Source organism: Pseudaquabacterium inlustre, from assembly GCF_038066595.1.
Lineage (GTDB): Bacteria > Pseudomonadota > Gammaproteobacteria > Burkholderiales > Burkholderiaceae_C > Pseudaquabacterium > Pseudaquabacterium inlustre.
Genome location: NZ_JBBUTH010000001.1, coordinates 1030097 through 1042592, shown reverse-complemented (window position 1 = coordinate 1042592; position 12496 = coordinate 1030097). Strand labels below are relative to the sequence as shown.

The 12496-nt window shown below is 71.7% G+C and carries 11 protein-coding genes; 2 read left to right on the top strand and 9 right to left on the bottom strand.

Annotated elements, in window-relative coordinates; all coding sequences use genetic code 11:
- Positions 1-223: 223 nt before the first annotated feature.
- The 8 genes from AACH10_RS04505 to AACH10_RS04470 all read right to left on the bottom strand — a co-directional run bounded on the left by AACH10_RS04505 (position 224) and on the right by AACH10_RS04470 (position 8173).
- A complete protein-coding gene (locus AACH10_RS04505) occupies positions 224-817 on the bottom strand; it encodes a lysophospholipid acyltransferase family protein (protein WP_341409152.1) in 594 nt (197 codons plus the stop codon).
- A gap of 53 nt (positions 818-870) precedes the next feature.
- A complete protein-coding gene (locus tag AACH10_RS04500; RefSeq protein WP_341409151.1) occupies positions 871-1512 on the bottom strand; it encodes a hypothetical protein in 642 nt (213 codons plus the stop codon).
- A 50-nt stretch (positions 1513-1562) separates the two neighbouring features.
- Positions 1563-2249 (bottom strand): protein-methionine-sulfoxide reductase heme-binding subunit MsrQ, encoded by a 687-nt coding sequence (locus AACH10_RS04495; protein WP_341409205.1) that lies wholly within the window; start codon positions 2247-2249, stop codon positions 1563-1565.
- Between the two features lie 16 nt (positions 2250-2265).
- A complete protein-coding gene (gene msrP / locus AACH10_RS04490) occupies positions 2266-3261 on the bottom strand; it encodes a protein-methionine-sulfoxide reductase catalytic subunit MsrP (RefSeq protein ID WP_341409150.1) in 996 nt (331 codons plus the stop codon).
- Positions 3262-3386: 125 nt separating this feature from the next.
- Complete coding sequence (locus AACH10_RS04485; protein WP_341409149.1) at positions 3387-3758, bottom strand: hypothetical protein; 372 nt, start codon at positions 3756-3758, stop codon at positions 3387-3389.
- Positions 3759-3841: 83 nt separating this feature from the next.
- Positions 3842-5218 carry a c-type cytochrome biogenesis protein CcsB gene (gene ccsB / locus AACH10_RS04480; RefSeq protein WP_341409148.1) on the bottom strand — a complete coding sequence of 459 codons (1377 nt, stop codon included), beginning with the start codon at positions 5216-5218 and terminating at the stop codon, positions 3842-3844.
- Positions 5215-7413: a cytochrome c biogenesis protein ResB gene (locus AACH10_RS04475; protein WP_423228551.1), complete on the bottom strand. Its 2199-nt coding sequence runs from the start codon at positions 7411-7413 to the stop codon at positions 5215-5217. Before AACH10_RS04475 ends, ccsB begins: the two co-directional genes overlap by 4 nt.
- Before the next feature lie 121 nt (positions 7414-7534).
- On the bottom strand, positions 7535-8173 hold the full coding sequence (locus AACH10_RS04470) for a c-type cytochrome (RefSeq protein ID WP_341409147.1): 639 nt from the start codon (positions 8171-8173) through the stop codon (positions 7535-7537).
- Positions 8174-8264: 91 nt separating this feature from the next.
- On the opposite strand from AACH10_RS04470, the gene yihA reads away from it, so the two are divergent.
- Positions 8265-9167, top strand: a complete 903-nt coding sequence (gene yihA, locus AACH10_RS04465; RefSeq protein ID WP_341409146.1) for a ribosome biogenesis GTP-binding protein YihA/YsxC — start codon at positions 8265-8267, stop codon at positions 9165-9167.
- A gap of 63 nt (positions 9168-9230) precedes the next feature.
- Entirely contained in the window at positions 9231-10148 is a 918-nt protein-coding gene (locus tag AACH10_RS04460; protein ID WP_341409145.1) for an alpha/beta fold hydrolase, read from the top strand.
- On the opposite strand, the gene AACH10_RS04455 is transcribed toward AACH10_RS04460, so the two are convergent.
- The gene (locus tag AACH10_RS04455; protein WP_341409144.1) at positions 10145-12469 is read right to left on the bottom strand and encodes a patatin-like phospholipase family protein; all 2325 of its coding nucleotides are present in this window, start codon (positions 12467-12469) and stop codon (positions 10145-10147) included. The two genes, AACH10_RS04460 and AACH10_RS04455, sit on opposite strands and share 4 nt — an antisense overlap.
- Positions 12470-12496: the final 27 nt, after the last annotated feature.

Genomic DNA, 12496 nt, shown 5'->3' with positions numbered 1-12496 from the left:
TGGATGGGGTTCGCGTGCCTCGGTTGGCGCGCAGCCAAGGCCGCCGGGTAGCCGCCCGGCTCCATGTCCCCCGCCCTGAGGCTCCCGCCTCAGGGCTCCTCCTTTACTTACGCCAGGCGGCCACCCGACGTCCTCGTCCCGAGGCACCGTGACATGCCATCAGGCGCATGCGACACCCGGGCACGGCTTGGCCCGCGCCACCCATAGCAAGTAAGGGGCAGATTCAGGATCCCGAATCGAACTGCTCCCAGTTCTTGCCCTTGAACTGCGCGTAGTAGGCCTTCACGGTGGCCATGTCGGCCTCGATGTCGCCCGAGGGCACGAGCACCGGCCCCAGGCCGCTGAGCTTGCGCGGGTAGTCCATGTAGGCCATCACGATGGGCACGCCGGCGCCGTGGGCGATCCAGTAAAAGCCGGTCTTCCAGTGGCGCGTCTTGCTGCGCGTGCCTTCGGGCGGCACCACCAGGGCCACCTGGCCATCGGCCTCGCGCAGGGCCTGGGCCGAGGCGGCCACCAGGTTGTTGGCCTGGGCGCGGTTCACCGCGATGCCGCCCAGCCAGCGCATCACCGGGCCGAAGGGCCAGCGGAAGATCTGGGCCTTGCCCATCCAGTAGACGTTGATGCGCAGCGCAAAGGCCACCATCAGCGTGTAGGGCAGGTCCCAGTTGCTGGTGTGCGGCGCGGCGATCAGCACGCACTTGGGCTGGCCGGGCGGCAGCTGGCCGTCGAGCTTCCAGCCGGTGAGGCGCAGAAACGCCACCGAGGCGGCGCGCAGCAGCGTGTTGACGCCGGGGGTGGTGAAGATGGTGCGGTGCATGGCGCTCGGGGCCCTGGCGCACAGGCCGGTCCCGGGCGCTCGTGGGGCCTGTATTACATCAGCGACGACGGACCCGCCACCCGCAGTGCGTCACGCGAAGGCGGAATCGCCGGGGCGGCGGCCGTGTCGGGGTTCATCAGGCCCATCAGTGCCATGGCCCGGTTCTGCATGGCCACGGCGCCGTCGTGCTCGCCGCAGCGGTCCAGCACGTCGCTGGCGCGCAGCAGCAGCTTCACCTCCCACATCGGGTCACAGCCGCGGCCCGACAGCAGGGCGGCCTCGGTGGCCAGGTCGCGCACCCGCTCGCGGTCGGCGCGGGCCTCCGGCACGGCGGGCAGGTCCTCGTCGCCGGCCTCGGCCAGGGCTTCCACCTGCTCGTCGTGGCGGTCGGCGGCATGGCAGGCCAGTTCGGCCTGGGTGCACAGCAGGTCGGCGCGCATGGCGTCGGCCGCGCCGGCGGGGATCAGCGCCACCCAGACGAGCGCGCGCTCGAGGTAGGCATCGGCACTGCGCAGGTCGTCCATGCGCTGCAGGCATTTGGCCACCTCGGCCAGGCGATGGGCCATCTCGGTGGGGCGTGCGCGCACGCTGGCGGCGTCCAGGGCCACCAGGGCCAGGTTCAGCGCGCGCTGGTGGTGCGCCGCGGGGCGGAGATCGGGTGGGCGCTTGGTGGCGCGGCGGTTGGGTTCGGTCATCGCGGCATCCTGGGCAGCGACGAAGGCTTCGCCACCGGTGTGACAGGATGCTACGGCGGGGGGCCGACGGCCCTTCCCCCCTGGGCACGGGGTGCGGCGGCGCGCTGGCGGGCCGGATGTGAAGCCTGCACGCCCGGCGCGGGCCGGGCCCGCCAGCGCCACAGCCGCCAGCCCAGCAGCAGGGCCACGAGGCCGGCGTACACGCTCCACTCGCCGAAGTTCTGCTTGGCCGCGCGCATCCAGAAGAAATGCAGCAGCGCCAGGCCCACGGCCACGAACACGCCCCGGTGCAGTGCCTTCCAGCGCGCTGCGCCCAGCATGCGGATGGCGGCGTTGAACGAGGTGGCGGCCAGCGGCACCATCACCAGCAGCGCTGCCGTGCCCACCAGGATGAAGGGGCGCTTGGCGATGTCACGCACGATGTCGTCGGCGGCGAAGCCCATGTCCAGCCAGGCGTAGCAGAGGAAGTGCAGCACGCCGTAGAAGAAGGCGAACAGGCCCAGCATGCGGCGCCAGCGCGCCAGCGCCGTCCAGCCCAGGGCCTCGCGCAGCGGCGTGACGGCCAGCGCCAGCACCAGGCTGCGCAGCACCCAGTCGCCGCTGCCGCGGATCAGCGCCTCGGCCGGGTTGGGGCCCAGCGTGTTGGCGAAGGCGCCCCACACCAGCTGCGCCGCCGGCAGCAGCATCAGCACGAACAGCAAGGGCCTGGCCGCCGCGTGCGACAGCAGCTTGTTCAGCGGCACGTGTGGGCGCTCAGTAGAACTTCGCCAGGTCCATGCCGGCGTACAACTGGCCCACCTGGGCCTCGTAGCCGTTGAACATCAGCGTCGGCCGTTTCTTGGCGAAGATGCCGTCCTCGCCGATGCGGCGCTCGGTGGCCTGGCTCCAGCGCGGGTGATCCACCTTGGGGTTCACGTTGGAATAGAAGCCGTACTCCTGCTGCGCGGCCTTGTTCCACGAGGTGCCGGGCTGCTGCTCGGTGAAGCGGATCTTGACGAGGGACTTGGCGCTCTTGAAGCCGTACTTCCAGGGCACCACCAGGCGCACCGGCGCGCCGTTCTGGTTGGGCAGCACCTCGCCATACATGCCAAAGGCCAGCAGCGTGAGCGGGTGCATGGCCTCGTCCATGCGCAGGCCCTCGGCATACGGCCAGTCGAGCACGCCCGAGCGCAGGCCGGGCATCTGCGCCTTGTCGGCCAGGGTGATGAACTCGACGTACTTGGCGTTGCCGGTGGGCTCGACCTGGCGGATCAGCTCGGCCAGCGAGAAGCCCACCCAGGGGATGACCATGCTCCAGCCCTCGACGCAGCGCAGGCGGTAGATGCGCTCTTCCATCGGGGCGAGCTTCATCAGGTCATCCAGCCCGATGGTGCGCGGCTTCTTCACCGCGCCCTCAATGGCCACGGTCCAGGGCCGGGTCTTGAGCGTGCCGGCGGTGCGTGCGGGGTCGGCCTTGTCGGTGCCGAACTCGTAGAAGTTGTTGTAGCTGGTGGCGTCCTGGCGGGCGGTGGGCTTGTCCATCGTCACCGCGCCGGCCACGGCGCTCTTGCCGCCGGGCAGGGGCGTGCCCTTGGCGGCGGCGGCCGGCTGGGCCAGGGCCTCGCGGCCGGCCCAGGCGGCCAGCGACGGGCCCAGGGCCCCGGCGGCCACGCGCTTCATCCAGTCTCGCCGGCCTTCCACCAGCGTCCGCGGCGTGATCTCGGACGGCACGGGGTGGTCGAAGCCACGGTCGGGGCGCAGGAACGGCATGGGTGGGTCTCCGGAGCCCGTGGGCGGGTGGTGCAACATGCCGGTCAGTCGCCGGCAGGGGCTCAGACCTTACGCCGGGACCGCGGTTCCGCGCGCGCGTGGGGGTTTGGCGCCGGGAGGGGCGGTCAGTCGTCGGCCGGGCGGCCGAAGCCCGTGCGGCCGACGGCCTCGTCGATGTCGGCGCCGGAGACCAGGTCGCCACCGCCCGGCAGCAGGCTGTCGCGGTAGCTCTTGCGCGACATCAGCTTGGCGCGCGCCTCGGGCGGCAGGTCGGTGATTGCGATGATGTGACGGCCGATCAGCACGTCCACCACGTCCTCCAGCACGCGCACGAAGTCGGCATCCAGCTCGCGGAAGCCGCTGCTTTCATCGCCGCTGCGGCCGAGGAAGGCCTGCACCTCGGGGTCGCCGGCGGGCAGGAACTCCTGCGCATCGGGCTCGGCGTCGCGGCACAGGCGGGCGATGCGGCGGTCGGCGTCGCGGTGGACGTAGGGCATGGCTGGGGCGTCGGCGCCGGTGTGGGTGGGCGGTGGTGGGGACGGTGGACCCGCGAGCTTAGCCTGCGCCGGTCAGCGCCCGCTCACAGCTCGCCGTAGGAATGCAGGCCGGACAGGAACATGTTCACGCCCAGGAAGGCGAAGGTGGTGACCACCAGGCCGCCCAGCGCCCACCAGGCCGACACGGCGCCGCGCAGGCCCTTCATCAGCCGCATGTGCAGCCAGGCGGCGTAGTTCAGCCACACGATGAGCGCCCAGGTTTCCTTCGGGTCCCAGCTCCAGTAGCCGCCCCAGGCCTCGGCGGCCCAGAAGGCGCCCAGGATGGTGGCGATGGTGAAGAACGCGAAGCCCACCGCGATGGCCTTGTACATCATGTCGTCCAGCACCTCGGGTGCCGGCAGCGCGGCGGCGATGCGCCGGCGCGCGGCCAGGATGAAGAGGACGATCAAGAGGCTGACGCCCGCATACACCGCCCAGTAGCTGGCCGAGCTGGACAGCTTGCTGGCGCGGAACACGATGGGCTCGAAGCACAGCACCAGGCCCAGCGCGCCCAGCGGCGCCAGCTTCCACCAGCGGGTTTCCTCGGCCTGGCGCTGGATCAGGTAGGCGAAGGCCACCATGGCCGCCAGCGCGAAGGTGCCGTAGCCGATGAAGTTGGCCGGCACGTGCAGCTTCATCCACCAGCTCTGCAGCGCCGGCACCAGCGGCTGGATCTGCTGCGCCTCGCGCGCCACCGTATACCAGAGCAGGAAGCCCACCGCCGCGCTGACCACCAGCATCACGAAGCCGCCGAGTGCGCGGTTGCGGTAGTGCTGCTCGTAGTACAGGTAGAACACGGCGGTCAGCCAGCAGAACAGCACGAACACCTCGTACAGGTTGCTGACCGGGATGTGGCCGATGTCGGGGCCGATCTGGTGGCTCTCGAACCAGCGCACCATGGTGCCCACCAGGGCCATGAACACGCCGGCCCAGGCCATGCGCGTGCCCAGCTTCAGCGCGGTGTTCTCGCCACCGGCGTCCTTGCGGGCGATCAGACCGATCCAGTACATCACCGTGCTCATGCCGAACAGCACGCTCATCCACAGGATCGCGCTCTGGCTGGACAGGAAGTACTTCAGCAGGAAGACGTTGTCGGCCTGCGCCAGGTCGGCGCCGAAGCCGTCGGTGTGACGGCCGTACAGCGCGATGGCCGTCAGCGTGGCGGCTCCCACGGCCAGCGCCAGCACGCGCAGCGGGCCCCAGGCCCAGCCGAGCGCCACCATGGCCGGCACGCTGCCCAGCAGGATGCCCTGTTCGTAGCCGTCCATCGAGCCGTGGTAGCGCTGGAAGGCGTAGCCCGCACCGGCCACCACCAGCAGCGCGAACAGCCAGTCGAAGGCGCTGCGGCGCGACAGGCGGCCGATCAGGCCCGGGCGGCCCAGCACCAATGTGGTGGTCGGCGAGGCGGTGGTGGTGTTCATGGCGTGTCCTTCGGGGCGGCGGCCGTGGCGGCCGCCGGCGTGGCGTCATGCAGCAGCGCGGCCTTCAGCGATTCGAACTCGGCGTCGGTGTCCAGCGTGCGGCGGGTGGTGGACAGCGCGGCCTGCAGTTTGGTTCCGCCCACGCCGGCGCCGTCGTCGGCCGGGGCCAGCCAGATCCACAGCCGGCGCTCGCGGATGTAGAGCATCGCGAACACGCCGATGATCAGCAGCACGGCGCCCAGGTACACCAGGGTCTTGCCCGGCGCGCGCGCCACCTGGAACACGCTGGCCTGCACCTGCTTGAAGTCGGCCAGCTGCAACATCACCGGGGCCGGGTAGAAGGCGGCGTCCGACAACGCCATCACCGCCTGCGTCATGAAGCGCTGCGTGGCCTCGTCGCTGCCCAGGGGCTTGAGACCGGCCTGCTCGCGGCTGAGGTTGGCCAGCTCGACCAGGCAGCCGTTGATGATGCGCAGCAGCACCTCGGAGATGCGCTGGCGCTCGCCCTCGGGCACCGTGGTGTCGATGAACTGCGCCAGCGCCGGCAGGCCGCCGGGGGCGCTGTCCTGCGGCTTGCCGCCGGGCACCACCACATGCTCGGCGCCGGCAAACAGCGCCAGTGCGCGCTGCGCGGTGGTGGTCAGCTGCTCGGCCATCTGCGGCTTGTCGGCCGGCGTGGCCTGGGCCACGTAGCGGCGCACGGCCTTGGCGCGCATCTCGTCGTCGCGCAGCGCCTGGGCCATGCGCCACCAGGCATCGGTCGAGCCCTGCTCGTCGGCCGGGATGCGCAGGTAGCGGAAGGGCTCGTTGGGCGAATCGCGCAGGCCGGCCAGGAACACCTTCTGCCCGTCGAGCTCGACCGGCAGCATGTAGTTGTTGAACTCGCGCGCCTGGCCGCTGGCGTCGCGCAGCTTGTAGCCCACCGACGGGCCGATGTTGCGCAGCTGCTTGTCGCGGCTGCCCTTGACGCCCGAGCCCAGGTGCTTGTCCAGCGTGCTGCTGAGGTCGACCTTGCGCACATCGGTGGCGCTGCCGGCGGCCTGCGGCGTGGCGCTGTCGCCCAGGTTCTCGACGTTGATGACGCGCAGGCCGGTGAACTCGAGCGTCAGCGCGTCGGCGTCCGAGCCGCCCTTGCTCAGGCGGGTGCTGCCGCCCACCGTGCCCTGCACGGTGAACGGTTCGCTGCGGCCCTTCATCGGCAGCGCGCGCAGCGTCAGCTGGCTGCCGCCGTCGTCGAAGCTGCTCTGGTAGATGGCCACGCCGTGGTGGATCAGCGGCTCGTTGACCTTGACCGTGGCCGCTGTCTTGGCGCCGGTGTCGCGGTCATGCACCACCACCTCGCTGGCGAACAGCTTGGGCATGCCGGTGTCGTAGTACTCGACGATGAACTTCTTGAGCTCCACGTCGAAAGGCAGGTCCTGCAGCACCACGCCGTCGGACATGCTGATCACCGCGGTGCCGGCGCGCCCGCCCTCGCTGACCAGCAGGTTGCCGCGGTAGGTGGGGTTGGCCAGTGGCAGCCGGTGCTCGGGCTTCACGTCGGCGATGCTGCCGCCGCCGGCATAGGCGCGCTTGCCCAGCAGGGCCATCTGTGCGCGCACCACCAGGTCGCCGTCGAACAGGCCGCCCAGGCAGATCAGCACGATGGCCGAGTGCGCCGCCAGGTAGCCGATCTTGTTGGCCATGCCCTTGCGCGCGGCCACCATGGTGCCGTTGGCGCGCACCTGGGCGCGTGCCTGCCAGCCCTGGGCGGTGAGCAGTTCGTTCACGCGCTGCAGCGCGGCGTCGGGGGCCAGCGCCAGCGTGCCGCCGGCCTTGTGGTGGAAGGCCCGCAGCGCCTGTTCGCGCACGCCTTCCTTGAAGCTCTTCAGGTCGCTGAGGATCTTGGGCGTGTTGCGCGCGATGCACAGGCTGGTGGACACCACCAGAAAGGCCAGGATCAGCAGGAACCAGCCGGCGCTGTAGACGGCGTACAGGCCCACCTTGTCGAACACCTCGGCCCAGAACGGGCCGAACTGGTTGACGTAGTTGTTGTATGGCTCGTGCTGCTTGACCACCGTGCCGATGATCGACGCGATGCAGATCACCGTCAGCAGCGCGATCGCGAAGCGCATCGACGCCAGCAGGTCGAGCAGGTCGCGCATCAGGCGCGGTGCGGGCTGCGACGGCGCAGTGGAAGACGGGGCGGACGACATGGACCGGAATTATCCGAGGTCAAGCAGCTTGGAAAGGCAAAGGGCCGGTCAGCGACCGGCCCTTGGGCAAGCGTCAAATGCGCGGGGCTTGATGTGGCTCAGCCGCGCATCGAATGCGGGCTCAGCGCAAGCCGGCCATGTAGTCGGCCACGGCCTTGATTTCCTTGTCGCTCATCTTCGCGGCGATGCTGACCATCTGCGCCGAGTTGCCACGCGTGCCGGCGCGGAAGCCGTTCAGCTGGGCCTCGGTGTAGTCGCTGTGCTGGCCACCCACGCGCGGGTACTGCGCGGGGATGCCGGCGCCGGTGGGGCTGTGGCAGCCGGCGCAGGCGGGCACCTGCTTGGCGGCGATGCCGCCGCGGTAGATCTTCTCGCCCAGCTGCACCAGGTCCTTGTTCTTGGCGAAGCCGGGCTTGGCCTGCTTGCTGGCGTAGAAGGCCGCGATGTTGCGCATGTCTTCCTCGGTCAGCGGGGCGGCCATGCCGCTCATCACCGCGTTCTGGCGCTTGCCGCTCTTGAACTCGGTCAGCTGCTTGACCAGGTACTCGGCGTGCTGACCCTGCAGGATGGGGTTGGCCGGGCTGCCGCGCGAACCGTCGGCGGTGTGGCAGGCCTGGCAGGCTGCGGCCTTCTCGGCGCCCTTGGCGAGGTCGGGTTTGGCCGGGCCCTTGGCGTCAGCGGCCAGCGCCGAGCCGGCAAGCAGTGCGGACAGCGCGACGGAGGACAGGGCGGTGGGCAGGACGGCGAGCAGCGACTTCATGTCGAAGAACCTTGACGGTGAGACGGCCGGGGCGCCTGACCCGGTGGGAGGGGGCGCAAGGAAAGCAAACCCACGGATTTTACAATGGTCCATGACCCGCAAAGCCGACCACCGTGGCGCCGACGCCGCGCCCGCCCCTTCGAAGACCGCGAAGACCGCGTCGGCACCCGCCGCCAAGACGGCGGCCAGGCCCCGCAAGGCCTCGGACCTGAGCCCCGAGGAGGCCGCGCGCAAGACCGCCGAGCAGGCCGCGCGCCGCGCCGAGCGCGAGGCCGCCCAGGCCGCCGAGCGCGAGGCCGTCACCTGGGCGCGCAGCGCGCGCTTCCTCACCACGGCCAGCAAGCTCAACCAGCTGCCGCCGGGCGTGCTGCCCGAGGTGGCCTTCGTCGGCCGCAGCAACGCCGGCAAGTCCACCGCCATCAACACGCTGGCCGACCACAAGCGCCTGGCCTTCGCGTCCAAGACACCCGGCCGCACCCAGCACCTGAACGTGTTCGAGCTGGGCCTGCGCGAGACCTCCGACGCGCGCTGGGTCGACCTGCCCGGCTACGGCCATGCCGCGGTGTCGCGCAGCGACAAGCAGCGCTGGCAGAAGGTGATGGCCGACTACCTCGTCGAGCGCGAGCCGCTGGCCGGCATCGTGATGATGGTGGACAGCCGCCACGGCTTCACCCCGCTGGACCAGCAGCTGCTGGACTTCGTGGCCGACCGCGTCACCACCGGCGAGGTGCGCCTGCTGGTGCTGCTGACCAAGGCCGACAAGCTGACCCGCGCCGAGGGTGCGCAGTCGCTGGCCGCGGCCCAGGCCGCGCTGGCCGACCTGGCCACCGAGGAGGCCGACATCGGCGTGGCGCTGTTCTCGGCGCTCAAGCGCACCGGCGTGGCCGACGCGGCCCAGGTGCTGCACGGCTGGCGCCTGGGCGCGCTGGAGGGTTGGGAGCCTTCGGCGCTGGGCGATGACTTCGAGGTCGAGGAACTGCCGCCCTCGGCCTGATCCGATCGGGCCTGTCGCCCGCTTGACGACATGGCCGCCGGCGGGCGCACACACTGCGCCGCCATGAGCCACCCCATCCAGCTTTTCGATCTGCCCGTCGCGGGCAGCCAGCCCCAGCCCGTCACGCTGGCCTGCCGCAGCGCCGGCAGCCCGGCTGCCGCACAGCGCGTGCTGCTGCTGCACGGCTTTCCCGAAGCCGCCTTCGCCTGGGACGAGGTGATGACCGCACTGGCGCCGCAGGCCTGGTGCGTGGCGCCCAACCAGCGCGGCTATGCCGGCAGCACCGCACCGGCCGACGTGGCGGCCTACCGGCCCAAGCACCTGGTGGCCGATGCGCTGGCCGTGCTGGCCCACCTGGGCGTGACGCCCGAGCGCCCGCTGGACCTGCTGGTGGCGCACGACTGGGGCGGCGGCGTGGCCTGGAACCTGGCGGCGCTGCGGCCCGACCTGATCCGCCGGCTGGTGATCCTGAACTCGCCGCACCCCGCCACCTTCCGCCGCGAGCTGCTGGCCAGCGTGCCGCAGCGCGAGGCCAGCGCCTACATGCTCGATCTGGTGCGGCCCGATGCCGCGGCGAGCCTGTCGGCCGACGGCTTTGCGGCGCTGTTCGGCATCCTCGAGCGCTTCGGCCCCGCGGCCTGGCTGACGCCGGCGCTGCGCGAGCAGTACCGCGCCGTGTGGTCGCAGGGGCTGGACGGGGCGCTGAACTGGTACCGCGCCTCGCCGCTGCGCCCGCCCACCGGCCCCGACGACCAGGCCCTGGCCCAGCTGCAGCTGCCCGACTCGGTGGTGCGCATCACCGTGCCCACCACCGTGCTGTGGGGCGAGGCCGACCATGCGCTGCGGCCCGGCCTGCTGGACGGTCTGCAGCAGTGGGTGCCGGACCTCACCGTGCACCGCCAGCCGCAGGCCAGCCACTGGATCGTGCACGAGCAACCCGAGTGGGTGATCGCGCACCTGCGGGCGCTGCTTGCCGGCTAGGGGCGGCCGATGAACAGGGCCAGCCCGGTGCTGCCCCTTGGCGCGTGGGTGATGCCCAGGTAGAGCGGGCCGATGCCGGTGTCGGCGCCCAGGAACAGGCTGAAGCCGCTGCGCAGGTCGTTCAGCCGCATCTGGCTGCCGCTGGCCCAGGCGTTGCCCAGCTCGGCCGACGCGCCGACGAAGAAGCCGCGCGTCAGCACCGGCGTCTGGCTCAGGCGGCGGTACCAGGTCAGGCGGCCGAACAGCACGTGGTTGCCCACCAGCTGGCCGTCCTGGTAGCCCGACAGGCGGTGGAAGCCACCCAGGCTGTAGCGCTGCAGCGCCGTGCTGCCGGCCGTGGCGGCGCTTTGCGCCTGCAGGTACAGCGCCAGCGTGTCCAGGCCCCAGCTGCGCACGGCCATGCCGTCGGCCTCGATGCGGGTGAAGCTGCCGCGCAGGTCATCGCTCAGGCGGCCGGCCACCAGCTGCAGCTCGCCGCGGTAGCCGCGCTGCGGAAACACCGCGAAGTCGAGCTGGTCGATCACGGCGCGGGCGCGGATGCCGTCCTCCACCCAGCGTGCGCGGGCCTGGCCGCCGCTGTAGCTGGCCGACACCAACTCGGTGTGGCCCTGCAGCACCTGGCGTGACCAGCCCAGCCGCAGCTCGCCGAACTCGCCCCAGGGCTGGCCGATGTCCAGGCCCATCTGCGCGGTGTTCAGCAGCACCGTGGCCAGCGGCTCGCCCGTGTCGGCGTCGTAGCGGTGCAGCAGCTGGCGCTGCACGCTGGCATAGGCCGAGCCGAACCAGTCGCGCGCCGGCGAGTCGTTCCAGGCCAGCGGGTGGTACAGCTCGGTGCCCAGCAGCGGCACGTCGCCGATCTGCACGCGGTTGCGCCATTCGGTGCCGTTGCGCGTGAGCCAGTGGCGGTTGTGGCTGAGCTTGAGGTTGAACTTGCTGTGCCCGGCGAAGTCGGTGCCCATGTCCAGGCCCACGCGCAGGTAGTTCGGGCCCCAGGGCTTGTCTTCCAGATCGAACACCAGGGTGTCGCCGCTGGCGCCGCTGCCGGGCGCCGGCGGGATCAGCTGGTAGTCGCTGCGGGTGTAGTCGCCGCCGGCGGCCAGGCGGCGCGTGTCGCGCTCGGCGCGTGCGGCGTCGAAGGTCTGGCCGGGGTGCGATTCCAGCAGCTTGACCAGGCGTTCGGGGTTGCCCACCTCGGTGCCTTCCACCCGCACCTGGGCCAGCCGCGTGCTGGCCGGCGGTGGCACCGGGTGCGCCTGCTGCCACTGGGCATAGGCCGCGGCGTCCAGCGCCAGCGCGGCCAGCGGCGCGCTGCGCCCGCGCGTGGCGGCCTCGCCCAGCGCGATGAAGCGGGGGGCCTGGTCGAAGTCGCCCGAGGTCAGCGTGCCCAGCTGCGGCGTGATCAGCACGTCACGCCCGCCCAGCGAGGCCAGGCTGCGCTGCACGTTCTGCTCGGTGAGGATGTTGATCATCTGCGTGGTCAGGCCCACGGCCGAGCCCAGCGTCCCGCGCGCGGCCAGCGGCGTGCCGATATTGACCACGATGACGATGTCGGCGCCCATCGCGCGGGCCACGTCCACCGGCACGTTGTTGACCAGGCCGCCGTCGCCCAGCACGCGGTGGTCCACCTCGGTGGGCGAGAACACGCCCGGCACGCTCATCGACGAGCGCAGCGCCAGCGCCAGGTCGCCCTGGTCGAGCACCACGGCGGCGCCGGTCTCCATGTCGGTGGCCACGGCGCGGAACGGGATCGGCAGCGTGTCGAAGTGCCGGCGCTCGCGCACGGCCAGCGTGTAGCGGCGCAGCAGCGACTCCAGCCCGCGGCTGGACACGGCGCTGATCGGCGTGCGCAGCTCGCCATCGCGCCAGCCCAGCTCGACCAGCGGCGAGACCTCGTAGTCCTCTTCCTTGCGGCGCTGCGACAGCTGGCGGCGCTCGACGCGGCTGTTGAACAGGCTGCCCCAGGCCACGTTGGACAGCTCGCGCTCGATGTCGGCGGCGCGCATGCCGCTGGCATACAGGCCACCGACGATGGCGCCCATCGAGGTGCCGGCGATCACGTCCACCGGCACCTGCATCTGCTCCAGCACCTTCAGCACTCCCACGTGGGCCAGGCCGCGCGCGCCGCCGCCCGACAGCACCAGGCCGACGCGCGGGCGCGGGTTGGCCGGCTGGCTGGCCGCCATGCCGGCGGGTGCGGCGGGTGCGGCGGGTACGGCGGCACCGGTACCGGTACCGGTCGCGGCGGGCTGCGCCATCGCGGCGCCGCCGGCCAGCGAGAGGGCCAGTGACCAGGCCAGCGTGCTGGCCAGCGTGAGGGCCAATCGGAGGGCCGGTCGCCGTGCCATGCG

Coding starts and splice junctions, on each gene's coding strand:
- msrP (WP_341409150.1), bottom strand. CDS start 3,261: ATGCCGTTCCTGCGCCCCGACCGTGGCTTCGACCACCCCGTGCCGTCC.
- yihA (WP_341409146.1), top strand. CDS start 8,265: ATGACCCGCAAAGCCGACCACCGTGGCGCCGACGCCGCGCCCGCCCCT.
- AACH10_RS04470 (WP_341409147.1), bottom strand. CDS start 8,173: ATGAAGTCGCTGCTCGCCGTCCTGCCCACCGCCCTGTCCTCCGTCGCG.
- ccsB (WP_341409148.1), bottom strand. CDS start 5,218: ATGAACACCACCACCGCCTCGCCGACCACCACATTGGTGCTGGGCCGC.
- AACH10_RS04505 (WP_341409152.1), bottom strand. CDS start 817: ATGCACCGCACCATCTTCACCACCCCCGGCGTCAACACGCTGCTGCGC.
- AACH10_RS04485 (WP_341409149.1), bottom strand. CDS start 3,758: ATGCCCTACGTCCACCGCGACGCCGACCGCCGCATCGCCCGCCTGTGC.
- AACH10_RS04475 (WP_423228551.1), bottom strand. CDS start 7,413: ATGTCGTCCGCCCCGTCTTCCACTGCGCCGTCGCAGCCCGCACCGCGC.
- AACH10_RS04460 (WP_341409145.1), top strand. CDS start 9,231: ATGAGCCACCCCATCCAGCTTTTCGATCTGCCCGTCGCGGGCAGCCAG.
- AACH10_RS04500 (WP_341409151.1), bottom strand. CDS start 1,512: ATGACCGAACCCAACCGCCGCGCCACCAAGCGCCCACCCGATCTCCGC.